Below are 15,379 nucleotides of genomic sequence, written 5' to 3'. Positions count from 1 at the left end.
AGCTGCCCAAGGCTGCGAATCGCGACGTACTGGCCGCGTCTTAAGCCTTCGGCAACTCTCGAGGGATGGGTCAAGGCAACGTTGTCAGATCGTTAACGTTTGCCGCCCAGGAATGAACCGATCGGGGTCTGTTTCCAGAGCTGCAGTAATGGGTTTTTTTCGGTCAGGAAATTTTCCAGAAAACTTCCGCCTTCTTTGTGGAAATTTTCAAGCTGGTCGATTGAGCGTTTGGCCTGTTCGAGCGCCACGTTGTCGAGGGTTGTTTTGCTGGCGGCCATCTGGACGGATTGCGGGTTGCCCTGGGCCCATTTTTTCACGGTGTCGTCTTGCCAGCTGCTGTCCATCGGGTGCTTGAAGTAATCGGTGGCGAGCTTTGCCACGTCTATGTTTGCAGCGGGCGAGCGCCACTGCTCCAGTATTTGCCTGCCAATGTTCAGGACTGCTTCCCGGGCCAGCCTTGCCGCCAGCCCATGCAAAGGATGCTCTGCGTGATCCTTGGCCAGTTGCGAGTGCGAAGGGTCAGTCGATCCACTGGTGTTGGGGTCATCGTCGAAGCGGGTTTGCGCGTTGCCGATGCTGTTACCCAGTATTGTAAAAAGACCTTGCATGACGCTGGCAAAGGCATTGCCTGCCGCCCGCCCAGGCCACGCCAGGTAGTGATTTACGGCTTGTACGTATTCTGAGTACGGCAAGTCAGCCCAGCTATCGCGAGCGTTCAGAAAAACGTCGTAAGCCTTCAGATAGTCCTTGTCAGGATGCTCTCTGAGCAGGATCAGAATGATCTCATCCCGTTCAGTGCGAACCCCTGGCTTGATAGGCGCGAAATTCGTCTCCTTGGTAGAGAACAGAATCTTGCCTAGCGGAGCTGCAAGGCTGGCAATGGCATCGGTTGACCCGAAGCTGCCGGTAACCAATGGCAGGCCATGCTTGCAATCCGTGCGCGAAGTCCAGGGCAACACATCCTTGTGGCCCATTTTTATCAAGCTCAGTTCGACAAAATTGGAGTGCGCGAAAAAATCTTCCAGAACATGCAGCGCCGAACCGAGCGCGCGCAAACCGTCAGTTGAGGCGCGGCCTGCGAGGACAGCGGTGCCCAGCTCGGACTCCATGAAATTGGCGCTACGCTGGAGATAGCGTTTCATCGAGGACTCGGGATCAACACCGACGACAACGTCGTCAGCCAGTACCCATGGCTCGAAATCCGCGTCTCGGTCGGTGGGGTCAAACGATCCTGGGTTGACGGTTTTAGGGTTATCGATGTGCTCGCTGGGACGGTATACGCCGAGTCTCTCAGGGGTGACCCTGAACCGCTCCCGATAATGAGCCATCAGGTCGGTAAATTCCCGTACCGCCAGGACGTCGACGATTTGCGTCAGGGCGTGCCGGGACAACAGGTCCGGGAAACTCTTCGGCATGTTGGAGGCGCGCACGATCTTGGGGTCGAGCAACTGGGAATAGTCTCGCAGCCAGTTGCCAAAATAAATAGCGTGAACTTCTCGCTCAATAAAGCCTGCTTCTCTGAGAACGGCTTCGATGGAACCGTGGGTGTCTTTGCGCTCGCTGCCGCGACCGGCTTCGAACCTCGCGGAAGGAGGCGAGGCCGGGTCGAACGTGTCGAAATCGATGTCTACCTCCTGGAGCAGATGTGCCGGGACAGTAGAACGGTGTGTGTTGATGCTGGTAGAAGGTGTCATCCGTGAACCCTGAATTAAGGCACTGCAGCGTGACCGAAGTTGGCGGTCCGCCATGTGCGTAAAAATAATGATGGTGCAGGGTCGATTCTACGGATGAGAGAAATGCGGGGAATCAGGCGGTGCCACTGGCTGCTGTAGGGCGATGAGGCGCGGGAAGAGCGAGATGTAACCGGGAATGTAGGGAAAAGGCGGCAGCCACATGACTGCCGCCTTTAGGACTACGGGATAGCGACTTCGATGACGCCATCGGCAGTTACCGTGACATCGCTGGTGCCTGCTTCGATTTCCGGCGTAGGCGCTGCTGCGTCTTCACGAGCGGCTTTCATCATCATGACCGGCGCGCGCAGGTACGGCTGTGGATAACCGGTGGTGTTGAAGTTCAGGTTGACCACTTTGTAGCCGGTACCGCCCAACGCTTCAGTGACCAGTTGGGCACGGGCGCGGAATGCGGTGACGGCTTCTTTGAGCAAGGTGTCTTCGCTGGCCTTGCGAGTCGGTTTGGAGATCGAGAAGTCCATGCCGCCCATTTTCATGTCGCCAAGCAGTTCACCAGTCAACTTGGACAACGCAGCAAAATCGGCGCTTTCCAGGCGCAGTTCTGCGCGTTCACGCCAGCCGGTGATTTTCTGGCCTTTGTCATCATAAATCGGGTAGCTGTTGCGATTGCCCTGGCGGATGGTGACGCCTTTGACCTGGCGTGCCTGGCCCAGAGCCTTGTTGAGGGTTTCGGTGATTTCAGCTGCCAGCTTTGCCGGATCGGTATTTTGCGCTTCGCTGTACAGCGTCACGTTCATCAGGTCTCGGGTGACTTCCTGATTGACCTCGGCATGTACAGAAACCTGGTTGTAGTTAACGCTGTCTGCCATGGCAGGAACGCTGGTCAGGGCAGCGGCGCCGAGGGCGAGCAGGGCGGCAGTAGGGCGAAGGCTGAACATTCGAAACTCCTTGTTATGAAGCGTGCTGTTTTAAAGCAGGCCCGCGACGAAGGTCGGCAGGGCGCAAAGCTGTAAGACTGTGAGTCGGGAGTGGGGTTCCGGCGCTTCATGGCTGCCGGGCCAGTTGATCGCCGAGGCGAAAGATAAATTATTCATGAAACCTGTGGTGGTTTGCCGCAGTTTGCGCAGTTTTTGTTGTTGCTTGGTTATACTCGCACCGATTCGCCTGGAGCACTCATCAGGAGAGCTCATGCTCGCCCCCGTCCAATTGCTGTCCGCTACGCGTCAGAATCTCTGGCGTCTGACCTTTATCCGTACGCTGGTACTGGCTGCCCAGGCCGGTTCAGTGGGTATTGCGTACCTGTTCCATTTATTACCGTTGCCCTGGATGCAGCTGGCGATCACCCTCGGATTCTCAATGATCTGGTGCGCAGTGACGGCGGTGCGTCTGCGCACCTCGCTGCCGGTAACGGAGCAGGAATACGCGGTGCAGCTGGCGTTCGATCTGTTTATCCACAGCGCGCTGCTTTATTACTCAGGCGGTTCGACCAACCCCTTTGTTTCTTATTATCTGGTGCCATTGACGATCGCCGCCGTCACGTTGCCATGGCGTTATTCGTTGATTCTTTCGGGGATCGCTCTGGCGCTGTACAGCTTGTTGCTGGGGCACTCCTTTCCGCTCGACACTTACCCGATCTCCCGTGAAAACATGCAGATCTACGGTATGTGGCTGAGCTTTGCCCTGGCTGCCGCGGTTATCACGTTCTTTGCGGCGAAGATGGCCGAGGAGTTGCGGCGTCAGGAACAACTACGGGCCGAGCGGCGTGAGGAAGGCTTGCGCGATCAGCAATTACTGGCGGTTGCCACTCAAGCCGCCGGAGCGGCCCACGAGTTGGGCACGCCTCTGGCGACCATGAGCGTGCTGCTCAAGGAAATGCGTCAGGACCACAAGGACCCGGCCTTGCAGGACGATCTGGAAGTGCTGCAGGAACAGGTCAAACAGTGCAAGCAGACACTGCAACAGTTGGTGCGCGCTGCAGAGGCCAATCGCCGTCTGGCAGTGGAAATGCAGACCGTCAGCCATTGGCTCAATGAAGCCCTGGACCGCTGGCATTTGATGCGTCCCGAGGCCAGCTACCGGTTTCAGTTGCTCGGCAAGGACGCAGCGCCCATGCTTGCGCCGCCGCCTGATCTGACTCAAGCGCTGCTTAACCTGCTTAATAATGCCGCCGATGCCTGCCCAGAGGGGCTGGAAGTGAATCTGAACTGGGACAGTACAGAAATCTGTATCAGCATCCGCGACCACGGCCCCGGCGTGCCACTGGCAATTGCCGAACAAATCGGTAAACCTTTCTTTACGACCAAAGGCAAAGGCTTCGGCCTCGGCCTTTTCTTGAGCAAGGCCAGCGTGACCCGCGCGGGCGGCTCGGTAAAACTCTACAGTCATGAGGACGGCGGCACGCTCACCGAGCTGCGCCTGCCACGTGACGCCCGAGGAGATGATGCATGAGTGACGAAATCCAGGTTGAAGGCGAAGAACTGCCGCATTTGTTGCTGGTTGATGATGACGCCACTTTCACTCGCGTGATGGCCCGGGCGATGTCCCGTCGCGGCTTTCGTGTCAGCACCGCCGGTTCTGCCGAAGAAGGATTGATCCTGGCTCAATCGGACATCCCTGAGTTCGCGGCGCTGGACCTGAAAATGGACGGCGATTCCGGTCTGGTGCTGCTGCCCAAGCTGCTGGAGCTGGACCCGGACATGCGCGTCGTGATCCTTACCGGTTATTCCAGCATTGCCACGGCCGTTGAAGCTATCAAGCGTGGCGCGTGTAATTACCTGTGCAAACCCGCCGATGCTGACGATGTGCTGGCTGCGCTGTTGTCCCAGCATTCGGACCTGGACACCCTGGTGCCGGACAACCCGATGTCGGTTGACCGTTTGCAGTGGGAACATATTCAGCGGGTGCTGACTGAGCACGAAGGCAATATTTCCGCGACCGCCAGGGCGTTGGGCATGCACCGCCGCACCTTGCAGCGCAAGTTGCAGAAGCGTCCAGTACGCCGCTAAGCCGTTTTTCCTGTCATGGATGATCGTGTCGTGCGTCCGGGTTTAACGCCCGGACGCTGAACTTCACTAGAAGTCGAGTCGTCACCATGAATCGCAACGCCGAGTATTCCACTGTTAATGACAGCGTGCGGGAAAAGTTCTTTTCCCGTGTCTGGACACTCATCACTCCCTACTGGCGCAGCGAGGAAAAGCGCCTGGCATGGGTGCTTCTGATCGCCGTGACACTGCTGTCGTTGTTTAGCGTCGCCATTTCAGTGGTGCTTAACAGTTGGTATCGAGACTTCTACAACGCGCTGGAAAAGAAGGATCTTGCGGCGTTCACACAGTCGATTCTGTACTTCTGCGGTATCGCCACGGTCGGGATCCTGGGTGCTGTCTACCGGCTGTATCTGACCCAGATGCTTACGATTCGCTGGCGGCGCTGGCTTACCGAGCAGCATTTTGCCAAGTGGCTCAGCCACAAAAACTATTACCAGCTGGAGCAGGGCGGTTATACCGATAACCCTGACCAGCGCTTGTCCGAAGACCTCAACAAATTCACCAGCGACACGCTGTCGTTGGGCCTAGGGTTGATGAAGACCATCGTCAGTCTGGTGTCCTTTTCGATCATTCTGTGGGGCGTTTCCGGCAGCATTGAGCTGTTCGGCATCGAGATCCCCGGCTATATGTTCTGGGCTGCATTGCTCTATGCGGTGGCGGGCAGTTGGTTGACTCATTTGATCGGGCGTCGATTGATCCCATTGAGCAACCAGCAGGAACGTTATGAGGCTGACCTGCGTTTCTCGTTGGTTCGCGTGCGGGAAAACGCCGAAAGCATTGCGCTGTCCGACGGCGAACCTAATGAGAATGAGCGTCTGAGTGCGCGATTCGGCATGGTCTGGAGCAACTTCTGGTCAATGATGCGGGTGCAAAAGCGCCTGACGTTTTTTACCGCCGGTTACTCGCAGATTGCGATCATCTTCGCCTTTGTGGTGGCTGCGCCGCGCTACTTCGCGGGGAAGATCGAGCTAGGCGAGCTCATGCAGATCAACTCCGCCTTTGGCAGCGTGCAGGAAAACTTCAGTTGGTTCATCGACGCATACGCTACGTTGGCGTCTTGGCGAGCGACCTGTGATCGTCTGCTGAGCTTTCGTCAGGCGCTGGATCAGAACGAAGCCCATGTTTCAGCTATCGAAATCAGCCATGCCGGCAACGCGCTGAGCCTTGCCGGGCTGGCGTTGCAACTCGGCACCAGCCGCCAGTTGTTGAACAACACCAGCCTGAAGATCGCAGCGGGCGAGCGGGTCATGGTCGGAGGTCGTTCCGGCAGTGGCAAAAGTACCTTGCTGCGGGCTTTGGGTGGTTTGTGGCAGGACGGCAAAGGCCGTATTCAGTTGCCGGACGAGCGCTATTTGTTCCTGCCGCAGCGGCCTTATCTGCCCATCGGCACGTTGCGTGAGGCCATGAGTTATCCACAGGCCGTAGAAGCCTACCCGGCCGAGCGCTTCGCCGAAGTGCTGGAAACCTGTCGGCTGGAGCATCTGATACCGCGCCTTGATGAGAGCAACCACTGGCAGCGGATGCTATCTCCGGGTGAGCAGCAACGTGTGGCATTTGCCCGAGCGCTGCTGTTCCAGCCACGCTGGCTGTATATGGATGAAGCGACGTCTGCTATGGATGAAGAAGACGAGGCTTTGCTGTATCAGGCGCTGATTGATGAGTTACCGGATGTAACTTTAGTCAGCATTGGCCACCGCAGCAGTCTAAAGCGGTTTCACAGACGGCTACTGCGGATTGAGGCCGGAGATTTGCGCGAACAGCCGCATTCTCAGGCTGTCGTATGATCGGCTCGTACAATTCAGTCGATTTTACGAATGTGATCGTATAACCCGGTGAGCTATCATCACTTCTTTCATTGCTCGAGATTGACGTTGGATATGGAAAATCAAAGCGCACTGCCTCGCGCCCGCCGCAAGCACCGCAGCCTTGCGCAAGAGCTGGTTACTGAACTGTCCGAGCGTATTCGCAGCGGGCTGCTCAAGCGTGGCGACAAGTTGCCTACCGAATCAGCCATCATGGAAGAGCAGGGCGTCAGCCGCACGGTTGTGCGCGAAGCCATCTCACGGCTTCAGGCCTCCGGTCTGGTAGAAACCCGTCACGGTATTGGCACCTTCGTGCTGGATACACCCAGCCCTAGCGGTTTCCGTATCGACCCGGCGACCATCGTCACCTTGCGCGATGTGCTGGCGATCCTTGAGTTGCGTATCAGCCTGGAAGTCGAGTCGGCCGGGCTGGCGGCGCAACGCCGTACCGATGAGCAATTGCTGGCCATGCGTCAGGCGCTGGACGCACTCAACGAAAGTGCCTCTCACGCAACCGATGCGGTCGGTTCGGATTTCCAGTTCCACCTGCAGATTGCGTTGTCCACGGGCAACCGCTATTTCACCGACATCATGACGCACCTGGGCACGAGCATCATTCCGCGTACCCGGTTGAACTCGGCGCGCCTGGCCCATGACGATCAGCAGCACTACATGACCCGTCTGAGCCGTGAGCACGAAGAAATCTACGACGCCATCGCCCGCCAGGACTCCGATGCCGCCCGCGCCGCCATGCGTCTGCACCTGACCAACAGCCGCGAGCGATTGCGTCATGCGCACGAAGAGGCCGAGTCGCAGCGGGCTTGATCGGATGGGATAGGCCTCGCACACAGAATGGCATTCATCCTGGCAGGCATGCTGGCCGGGTGAAGGAATCTCAGGGTGGTCCGGCCCTGTGGGAGCCGAGCTTGCTCGCGATAAACGATAACGCGGTATACCTGCTTACAGCGCTAGCCTTATCGCGGGCAAGCCCAGCTCCCACAGAACCTGAGTAGTCCCATAGGACCGCGTCCAGAGAGACACCGCGCCGACAGCTACATCTGAGGGCGCTCGTTCCAGTGATCATACGACCTTAGTCTATTCAATTCCCCGTCAACCCCCGTTCCTGCGGGGGCTGCGCTACTATCGGCTACCGCTCACCGAAAAAACCAAAAATCCCTGTTGAGTGATTTTATTATCAGTTGTACGATGACTTACGACATCGGCAGACGACCGGTGATCCATTCACAATAAATGCTCCCAGGGTGTTCGAATAATGAATCCACAAGAACTGAAGTCCATCCTCTCCCACGGTCTGCTGTCCTTTCCGGTAACCGATTTCAATGCACAGGGCGACTTCAATCGCGCTGGCTACGTTAAACGTCTCGAGTGGCTGGCCCCGTACGGCGCAAGCGCTCTGTTCGCTGCCGGCGGTACAGGTGAGTTCTTCTCCCTGGCAGCCAGCGAATACTCCGAAGTCATCAAAACCGCGGTCGATACCTGCGCTACCAGCGTGCCGATCCTGGCTGGCGTTGGCGGTTCGACCCGTCAAGCCATCGAATATGCTCAAGAAGCAGAGCGTCTGGGCGCCAAAGGCCTGTTGCTGCTGCCGCACTACCTGACTGAAGCCAGCCAGGACGGCGTTGCTGCCCACGTTGAAGCCGTCTGTAAGTCCGTGAAAATCGGCGTGGTTGTTTACAACCGTAACGTTTGCCGCCTGACCGCTCCGCTGCTGGAGCAACTGGCTGAGCGCTGCCCTAACCTGATCGGCTACAAAGACGGTCTGGGCGACATTGAACTGATGGTTTCGATCCGCCGCCGTCTGGGCGACCGCTTCTCGTACCTGGGTGGTTTGCCAACCGCTGAAGTCTACGCTGCTGCCTATAAAGCGCTGGGCGTTCCGGTTTACTCCTCGGCAGTTTTCAACTTCGTACCCAAGCTGGCGATGGACTTCTACCACGCTATCGCCAAGGACGATCACGTTGCCGTTGGTAAATACATCGACGACTTCTTCCTGCCATACCTGGACATCCGTAACCGTAAATCCGGTTATGCCGTCAGCATCGTCAAGGCGGGCGCGAAAATCGCCGGTTACGACGCGGGTCCAGTGCGTACACCACTGACCGACCTGACTGCCGAAGAGTACGAAATGCTCGCCGCGCTGATGGACAAGCAAGGTAAGCAGTAACAAAAGCCTGACCCAAAGCCGCTGAGTGATCAGCGGCTTTGTGCCATAGGATGTTTGCCAGCGACACAAGGGCTGAGTGATGCCGTACAGCTCGTAGGGAAGCGCATTAACTGTGGGTGGGAAGCGTCGTTAACCACGACTATTACCAAGGGGCCGGCAGGCGCAAGCAACACCAAAAAAATAGATTTACCCGCGTAAAAAAAATAATTAGTGGGAGTTCACACACATGCAACAGTCCAAGCCGACTCACGTCCGCTATTTGATCCTGCTCATGCTTTTTCTGGTGACCACGATCAACTACGCCGACCGCGCCACCATCGCTATCGCGGGCTCCAGCCTGCAAAAAGACCTTGGTATCGACGCTGTCACTCTCGGGTACATCTTCTCTGCTTTCGGCTGGGCCTACGTGGCCGGTCAGATTCCGGGTGGCTGGCTGCTCGACCGTTTCGGTTCCAAGAAAATCTACGCATTAAGCATCTTCACCTGGTCGCTGTTCACCTTGCTGCAAGGCTATGTAGGTGAATTCGGCGTCGGCTCTGCCGTCGTTGTGCTGTTCATGCTGCGTTTCATGGTCGGTCTGGCCGAAGCGCCTTCCTTCCCGGGCAACGCGCGTATCGTGGCAGCCTGGTTCCCGACTGCTGAGCGCGGTACTGCCTCTGCGATCTTCAACTCCGCGCAATACTTCGCCACTGTACTGTTCGCTCCGCTGATGGGCTGGATCGTCTACAAGTTCGGCTGGCAGCACGTGTTCGTCGTGATGGGTGCCATCGGTATCGTGTTCTCGGCGATCTGGATGAAAGTCATCTACAGCCCACGCCAGCACCCGCGCATCAACAAGGAAGAGTTTGATCACATCGCCAACAACGGCGGCATGGTCGACATGGATCAGGACCAGGGCAAAGGTAAAGGCAAAAGCGGCGGTCCGAAATGGGACTACATCCGCCAACTGCTGACCAACCGCATGATGCTTGGTATCTATCTGAGCCAGTACTGCATCAACGGCATCACCTACTTCTTCCTGACCTGGTTCCCGGTGTACCTGGTTCAAGAACGTGGCATGACTATCCTCAAGGCGGGCATCATTGCCTCCCTGCCGGCGATCTGCGGTTTTATCGGGGGTGTACTGGGTGGTGTGATTTCCGACTACCTGCTGCGCAAAGGCCACTCGCTGACCTTCGCCCGTAAAGCGCCGATCATTGGTGGTTTGCTGCTTTCGACCACCATCGTCGCCTGTAACTACGTTGATATTGAATGGATGGTCGTTGGCTTCATGGCCCTGGCATTCTTCGGTAAAGGTGTCGGCGCACTGGGCTGGGCTGTTATGTCCGACGCTTCGCCGAAGCAGATCGCCGGTTTGAGCGGTGGCCTGTTCAACACCTTCGGTAACATTGCTTCAATCACCACGCCTATCGTGATTGGTTACATCATCAGCTCCACTGGCTCGTTCAAATGGGCGCTGGTGTTTGTAGGTGCCAACGCAGTGGTTGCGGTGTTCAGCTATATCTTCATCGTTGGCGAGATCAAACGCGTTGAACTGAAAGAGCCTCCAACCAAGGGGCCACTGACTGGCGAAGCCAGCGACCTTTCTCAAGCTAAATCCTGAGGAAACCGTGATGAACCTGATTCAACATGCCGACTCCCCACGCTACATCCGGCTCCATGAGCTGGATAACGTGGTGGTAGTAGTCAACGACCAGGGTGTGCCTGCCGGTACCGAATTCGATAATGGTCTGGTGACCGTCGATAACGTTCCACAGAGCCACAAGGTCAACACCGTCGATATCGCTGAAGGCGAGCCGATCATCCGTTACGGGCACACCATCGGTTATGCCCTTCAGCCGATTCCACGGGGTAGTTGGGTCAGGGAAGATCAGCTGCGTATGCCATCGGCACCGGCGCTGGATAGCCTGCCGATGTCAGACGCGGTGCCACAAAGAGGCGAACCGCTGGAAGGTTTTACCTTTGAAGGTTATCGCAACGCCGACGGTACCGTTGGCACGCGTAACATTCTGGGCATCACCACCACAGTGCAATGTGTGACCGGGGTGCTTGACCATGCGGTCAAGCGCATCCGTGAAGAGCTGTTGCCCAAGTACCCCCACGTCGATGACGTGGTGGCACTTACTCATACTTACGGTTGTGGTGTGGCTATTACCGCGACCGACGCTTACATCCCGATCCGCACGGTGCGTAACCTGGCGCGCAACCCGAATCTGGGTGGCGAAGCATTGGTGATCGGTCTGGGCTGCGAAAAGCTGCAGGCCGGACAGGTCATGCACGAAGACGACCTTTCGGTTGATCTCAGCGATCAGTGGATGTATCGCTTGCAGGACTCCAGTCACGGCTTCAACGAAATGATCGAGCAGATCATGGAGTTGGCTGAAGTGCGCTTGAAGAAGCTTGATCTGCGCCGTCGTGAAACCGTGCCGGCCTCGGAGTTGATTCTGGGCATGCAGTGCGGCGGCAGCGATGCGTTTTCGGGCATCACCGCCAACCCGGCATTGGGTTACGCTTCGGACTTGCTGCTGCGCGCAGGCGCCACCGTGATGTTCTCGGAAGTGACTGAAGTGCGCGACGCTATCTACTTGCTCACTTCTCGCGCCGAGACTCAGGAAGTGGCCGAGGAACTGGTTCGGGAAATGGACTGGTACGACCGTTATCTGGCAAAAGGCGAGGCTGATCGTAGCGCCAACACCACACCGGGTAACAAGAAGGGCGGGCTGTCGAACATTGTCGAGAAATCCCTGGGATCGATCGTCAAGTCCGGCAACAGCGCCATCAACGGCGTGCTTGGCCCTGGCGAGCGCTTCAAGCGCAAAGGTCTGATTTTCTGTGCAACACCGGCAAGCGATTTTGTCTGTGGCACCTTGCAACTGGCCGCCGGGATGAACCTGCATGTGTTCACCACCGGACGCGGCACGCCGTATGGCCTGGCGATGTCCCCGGTGGTCAAGGTATCGACCCGTACCGAGCTGGCGACGCGTTGGCCTGATCTCATCGACATTGATGCCGGTCGTATTGCCACGGGGCGTGCAACGATCGAGGACTTGGGCTGGGAGCTGTTCCACTTCTATCTGGACGTGGCCAGTGGCAAGAAAAAAACCTGGACCGAGCACTATCGTTTGCACAACGACATTACCTTGTTCAACCCGGCGCCGATTACCTGATATCAGCGCTTTGAGCTGCACGACCTGTGGGAGCTCACGAGCAACGCGAGGCAGCGATGGCGGTCTGCCTGATACACCGCGATCGCGGCCTCGCGGTGCTCGTGCGCTCCTACAGGGACTTTCAACTCAGTCTGCGCATTAGATAAAACCTTCCCTCTTGGTTCAGGCCATCGGCCCAACGGTGCCTGGATTCACCACTGGTCTTCTTTGCTTTCAAGTCCTCTGAACTTACGCTTTCTTCATGCTCTCCCTTGTTAGTTCCGGGCGCTTTTGCCCGCCTGGCTTTATCGCCTGCAAGGAGAGAAAAAATGCGCGCACTGACTTATCACGGGGCTAATGACGTTCGGGTCGATACCGTTCCTGATCCGGTTATTCAAGAAGTCGATGACATCCTTCTGAAGGTTACCGCCACAGCGATTTGCGGCTCTGACCTGCATCTGTATCGCGGCAAGATTCCAGCCACGGAGTCGGGCGATATCTTTGGCCATGAGTTCATGGGCATTGTTGAAGAGGTGGGTTCACAGGTCACTACGGTCAAGCCTGGCGACCGGGTTGTTATCCCTTTCGTTATCGCCTGCGGCAGTTGCTTCTTCTGCCAGCTGGACCAGTTCGCTGCATGCGAAACCACAAACACCGGACGTGGCGCGATTCTGAACAAGAAGTCCATTCCGCCTGGAGCTGCGCTGTTTGGTTTCAGCCATTTGTACGGCGGCATCCCGGGTGGTCAGGCTGAGTACGTGCGCGTGCCCAAAGGTAACACTGGCCCGTTCAAAGTGCCGGGCACACTGTCCGACGACAAAGTGCTGTTCCTTTCCGACATCCTGCCGACCGCGTGGCAAGCGGTGCTCAACAGTGGCGTAGGTCAGGGTTCGAGTCTGGCGATCTACGGTGCCGGGCCAGTGGGGTTGCTCAGCGCTGCCTGCGCAAGAATGCTGGGCGTCGAGAAAATCTTCATGGTCGACCACCACGCGTATCGTCTGGCCTACGCGCAAAGCACCTACGGCGTGATCCCGATCAACTTCGATGAAGACGATGATCCAGCTGACACCATCATCAAGCAGACCCGTGGCATGCGCGGCGTGGACGGCGTGATCGATGCGGTCGGGTTCGAAGCCAAGGGCAGCACGACTGAAACCATTCTCGCGACCCTGAAGCTTGAAGGCAGCAGCGGCAAGGCTCTACGCCAATGCATCGCCGCTGTACGACGCGGCGGTGTGGTAAGTGTGCCGGGTGTCTACGCCGGTTTCATCCATGGCTTCCTGTTCGGCGATGCGTTCGACAAAGGCCTGACCTTCAAAATGGGCCAGACCCATGTGCAGCGTTATCTGCCTGAGTTGCTCGAACACATCGAAAGCGGGGCGCTGGCGCCTGAGGCGATCATTACCCATCGCCTGTCGCTGGAAGATGCTGCCGAGGGTTACAAACTCTTCGACAAGAAACAGGAGGATTGCCGCAAGGTCATTCTGGTGCCGGGGATGGGTAGCGCTACATCGATCTAAAAACCAACTGTAGGAACTGTCGAAGGTTGCGAAAGCGGTGTGTGTGAATAATCGCTATCGCAGCCTTTGGCAGCGCCTACATAGGTTCGCAGATCTGTCAGGAGTACTTCGCCGAATGGTGTGGGAAATCGACCAGGCGAGCGCCGATGACCATTTCGCTGATCCAGTTGCTCAGCATTGAGCTGTAAATACTCTGACTCAGGTCGCTGCTCAATGCGTGGTCGGCGCCGTCCACCAGACGATACGTCAGCGAGTGAGCCAGCTCGAACGCCCCGCGATAACTCATCAACGTGGCATGGGGTACGTAATCATCCTGCTCTGATTCGATCAGCAGCACGTCTCCGTGGAATTCCTTGCATGCTGCCAGCGCACGATTGTCTGCAGCGGTTACGGCTGAGCGGCGATAGTGCGCGAGCTTGTCGCGATCCAGCTCTTGCTTGGGCATGTCCCAATCGGCATCCCAGTACAGTGCCGGTACTCGCAATGCCAGCCATTTGACCGGGCGCATAGAACTGAGAATGGTCGCCAGATAACCACCATAACTGCTGCCGATCACGGCAATGGCGTCGCGGTCTACGGCCGGATGGCTGACCAGTCGATCGTAGGCAGCGAGTAAATCCGCCAGGCTTTGCTCCCGGGAGACCTTGCTACGCATTTCATGAGTACGTTCATGCCCGCGCAAGTCGAACGTCAGACACACACAACCCAAACCGGTAATGTTCTTGGCGCGTGCCAGGTCCCGTTGTTGGCTACCGCCCCAGCCATGGACGAACAGAATGCCGGGGATTTTCGCGCCAGGGGTCAGGATGGTCCCTGAAATGGATTGGCCATCGACTGCAATCTCAATGCTTTCACTGCTCACACTCATAAGGATTGACCTTTGTAAATTTGCTGATGAAACCCACCTCCGGGTCGTCGCCTTCATAAAGGACGCTAGCGTCGGTCGGGAGTGTGGTTTCGCCGTAGATTTCGTGAGTGGACACGCGGATACGCTGCAGGGCCGGATCGGCAGCAAAGGCCAGCAATGCTTCGACCTCGGCCGGGCTGGCGCCGCCGATACGCCACGACTGTTCAAGTACCCCCGAACAGCGCTCGCCTTTGGCGTTGGTGCCCTGTGCAATGTCGTAGTTGCGCCGTGAGGCGATGAAGTCCGGAAAGTGCTTGAGGGCGGCGTTTTCGTAATGCATGGCCTGAGTCACGGCGCGCCTGACCGGCTCATCCAGCTCAAGCGCTAACAGCGCGTCATAACCGCCACGCACTATCCACAGCGTTGAGCCGCCATAGACCGTTTCACCGATGTTGTCCTCCGTCAGGCATTGGGTGCCGTGGTAACTGGCGGTGATCCCGGCCACCTGAACCAACCCGACACTCAGCGTGACGACGTCAGTGAGGTCTTCTTCAATCACCAGTCCCCACGTCGCGACCTCTTGCATGTCTTGCTCGGCGATCGCTGCTTGCAGTTGGGCTTTATCGGAAACGACGATTTGCCCGCGTCCCGCTGTTGCCAGCACGGGTTTGATGCGCGCCGCACCGTTGGCCAGAACCAACTCACCTGCGCGCAATGCGTCGGCTTCATTGAATACCGTAAAGCCCGCGAGCACAGAGTCCGCGGCTTCTTCATGAATCTGCCGTGACCAGCCTGGAGGCTGCGCCGTGGCGTCATCCAGCAGCGGATGGGAAATGGCCTTGGTGGCCATGAATGGCTGCGCAATCAACCCGCCAAACAGGTCGTCGGCGGACTGGATGTTCAAGGCGCTGTTTTCTTGTTTGCCAATCAACGTGTCAGACGGGATGAAGTAAAGGTTCATGCCCTTGTGAAGCGTGCTGTCGTACAAACCGAGAAACTCGCAACCCAGTAAGGTGGCGATTTTCTCCGCCAGTTTTTGATGAACAACCACTTCATGTGTGGCGAGTTTTTTGTGGGTGGGCAGAAGAACTACGGCAGCCTTTTGAGTGCTCGTTCCGGATCCGCTCATGGACGACTCCCTGTT

General features: G+C 57.3%; 13 protein-coding genes. 8 read left to right on the top strand and 5 right to left on the bottom strand.

The features are described from left to right. Positions 1 to 92 precede the first annotated feature (92 nt). From AUC60_RS10865 to AUC60_RS27625, 3 genes are all read right to left on the bottom strand, one after another. Positions 93 to 1,694: an HET-C-related protein gene (locus AUC60_RS10865; RefSeq protein WP_087266593.1), complete on the bottom strand. Its 1,602-nt coding sequence runs from the start codon at positions 1,692 to 1,694 to the stop codon at positions 93 to 95. Positions 1,695 to 1,912: 218 nt separating this feature from the next. Beyond that, positions 1,913 to 2,629, bottom strand: a complete 717-nt coding sequence (locus AUC60_RS10860; RefSeq protein WP_087266590.1) for an SIMPL domain-containing protein — start codon at positions 2,627 to 2,629, stop codon at positions 1,913 to 1,915. A 30-nt stretch (positions 2,630 to 2,659) separates the two neighbouring features. Beyond that, the gene (locus tag AUC60_RS27625; RefSeq protein ID WP_144443250.1) at positions 2,660 to 2,881 is read right to left on the bottom strand and encodes a hypothetical protein; all 222 of its coding nucleotides are present in this window, start codon (positions 2,879 to 2,881) and stop codon (positions 2,660 to 2,662) included. Here AUC60_RS27625 and AUC60_RS10855 point away from each other — a divergent pair. From AUC60_RS10855 to AUC60_RS10820, 8 genes are all read left to right on the top strand, one after another. After that, the gene (locus AUC60_RS10855; protein ID WP_087266588.1) at positions 2,880 to 4,139 is read left to right on the top strand and encodes an ATP-binding protein; all 1,260 of its coding nucleotides are present in this window, start codon (positions 2,880 to 2,882) and stop codon (positions 4,137 to 4,139) included. The two genes, AUC60_RS27625 and AUC60_RS10855, sit on opposite strands and share 2 nt — an antisense overlap. Beyond that, positions 4,136 to 4,696: a response regulator transcription factor gene (locus AUC60_RS10850; RefSeq protein WP_032624876.1), complete on the top strand. Its 561-nt coding sequence runs from the start codon at positions 4,136 to 4,138 to the stop codon at positions 4,694 to 4,696. The genes AUC60_RS10855 and AUC60_RS10850 overlap by 4 nt, the downstream gene beginning before the upstream one ends. Positions 4,697 to 4,782: 86 nt before the next feature. Next, the gene (locus tag AUC60_RS10845) at positions 4,783 to 6,519 is read left to right on the top strand and encodes an ABC transporter ATP-binding protein/permease (RefSeq protein WP_087266586.1); all 1,737 of its coding nucleotides are present in this window, start codon (positions 4,783 to 4,785) and stop codon (positions 6,517 to 6,519) included. Positions 6,520 to 6,612: 93 nt separating this feature from the next. Next, positions 6,613 to 7,362: a FadR/GntR family transcriptional regulator gene (locus AUC60_RS10840; protein WP_087266583.1), complete on the top strand. Its 750-nt coding sequence runs from the start codon at positions 6,613 to 6,615 to the stop codon at positions 7,360 to 7,362. Positions 7,363 to 7,810: 448 nt separating this feature from the next. After that, positions 7,811 to 8,722 (top strand): 5-dehydro-4-deoxyglucarate dehydratase, encoded by a 912-nt coding sequence (gene kdgD / locus AUC60_RS10835; protein WP_087266581.1) that lies wholly within the window; start codon positions 7,811 to 7,813, stop codon positions 8,720 to 8,722. 226 nt (positions 8,723 to 8,948) lie between these two features. Next, the gene (locus AUC60_RS10830; protein WP_087266578.1) at positions 8,949 to 10,325 is read left to right on the top strand and encodes an MFS transporter; all 1,377 of its coding nucleotides are present in this window, start codon (positions 8,949 to 8,951) and stop codon (positions 10,323 to 10,325) included. Positions 10,326 to 10,335: 10 nt separating this feature from the next. Continuing rightward, positions 10,336 to 11,889 carry a galactarate dehydratase gene (garD, locus tag AUC60_RS10825; protein ID WP_087266576.1) on the top strand — a complete coding sequence of 518 codons (1,554 nt, stop codon included), beginning with the start codon at positions 10,336 to 10,338 and terminating at the stop codon, positions 11,887 to 11,889. A 308-nt stretch (positions 11,890 to 12,197) separates the two neighbouring features. Then, positions 12,198 to 13,388: a zinc-dependent alcohol dehydrogenase gene (locus AUC60_RS10820; RefSeq protein ID WP_087266574.1), complete on the top strand. Its 1,191-nt coding sequence runs from the start codon at positions 12,198 to 12,200 to the stop codon at positions 13,386 to 13,388. A 97-nt stretch (positions 13,389 to 13,485) separates the two neighbouring features. Here AUC60_RS10820 and AUC60_RS10815 read toward each other — a convergent pair whose 3' ends face one another. Together AUC60_RS10815 and AUC60_RS10810 are read right to left on the bottom strand one after the other, a co-directional pair. After that, positions 13,486 to 14,256: an alpha/beta hydrolase family protein gene (locus AUC60_RS10815; protein WP_087266572.1), complete on the bottom strand. Its 771-nt coding sequence runs from the start codon at positions 14,254 to 14,256 to the stop codon at positions 13,486 to 13,488. After that, complete coding sequence (locus AUC60_RS10810) at positions 14,240 to 15,364, bottom strand: DUF3182 family protein (protein ID WP_087266570.1); 1,125 nt, start codon at positions 15,362 to 15,364, stop codon at positions 14,240 to 14,242. The genes AUC60_RS10815 and AUC60_RS10810 overlap by 17 nt, the downstream gene beginning before the upstream one ends. Positions 15,365 to 15,379 lie beyond the last annotated feature (15 nt).

The sequence above is a fragment of the Pseudomonas caspiana genome, assembly GCF_002158995.1.
In the GTDB taxonomy this organism is placed as follows: Bacteria; Pseudomonadota; Gammaproteobacteria; order Pseudomonadales; family Pseudomonadaceae; genus Aquipseudomonas; species Aquipseudomonas caspiana.
This window is presented reverse-complemented; position numbering and strand designations above follow the sequence as displayed.

Excerpts from the sequence above, each read along its gene's own strand:
- garD (WP_087266576.1), top strand. The coding sequence starts at position 10,336 with ATGAACCTGATTCAACATGCCGACTCCCCACGCTACATCCGGCTCCAT.
- AUC60_RS10840 (WP_087266583.1), top strand. The coding sequence starts at position 6,613 with ATGGAAAATCAAAGCGCACTGCCTCGCGCCCGCCGCAAGCACCGCAGC.
- AUC60_RS10820 (WP_087266574.1), top strand. The coding sequence starts at position 12,198 with ATGCGCGCACTGACTTATCACGGGGCTAATGACGTTCGGGTCGATACC.
- AUC60_RS10815 (WP_087266572.1), bottom strand. The coding sequence starts at position 14,256 with ATGAGTGTGAGCAGTGAAAGCATTGAGATTGCAGTCGATGGCCAATCC.
- AUC60_RS10830 (WP_087266578.1), top strand. The coding sequence starts at position 8,949 with ATGCAACAGTCCAAGCCGACTCACGTCCGCTATTTGATCCTGCTCATG.
- kdgD (WP_087266581.1), top strand. The coding sequence starts at position 7,811 with ATGAATCCACAAGAACTGAAGTCCATCCTCTCCCACGGTCTGCTGTCC.
- AUC60_RS10860 (WP_087266590.1), bottom strand. The coding sequence starts at position 2,629 with ATGTTCAGCCTTCGCCCTACTGCCGCCCTGCTCGCCCTCGGCGCCGCT.
- AUC60_RS10850 (WP_032624876.1), top strand. The coding sequence starts at position 4,136 with ATGAGTGACGAAATCCAGGTTGAAGGCGAAGAACTGCCGCATTTGTTG.
- AUC60_RS10810 (WP_087266570.1), bottom strand. The coding sequence starts at position 15,364 with ATGAGCGGATCCGGAACGAGCACTCAAAAGGCTGCCGTAGTTCTTCTG.
- AUC60_RS27625 (WP_144443250.1), bottom strand. The coding sequence starts at position 2,881 with ATGAGCTCTCCTGATGAGTGCTCCAGGCGAATCGGTGCGAGTATAACC.
- AUC60_RS10865 (WP_087266593.1), bottom strand. The coding sequence starts at position 1,694 with ATGACACCTTCTACCAGCATCAACACACACCGTTCTACTGTCCCGGCA.
- AUC60_RS10845 (WP_087266586.1), top strand. The coding sequence starts at position 4,783 with ATGAATCGCAACGCCGAGTATTCCACTGTTAATGACAGCGTGCGGGAA.
- AUC60_RS10855 (WP_087266588.1), top strand. The coding sequence starts at position 2,880 with ATGCTCGCCCCCGTCCAATTGCTGTCCGCTACGCGTCAGAATCTCTGG.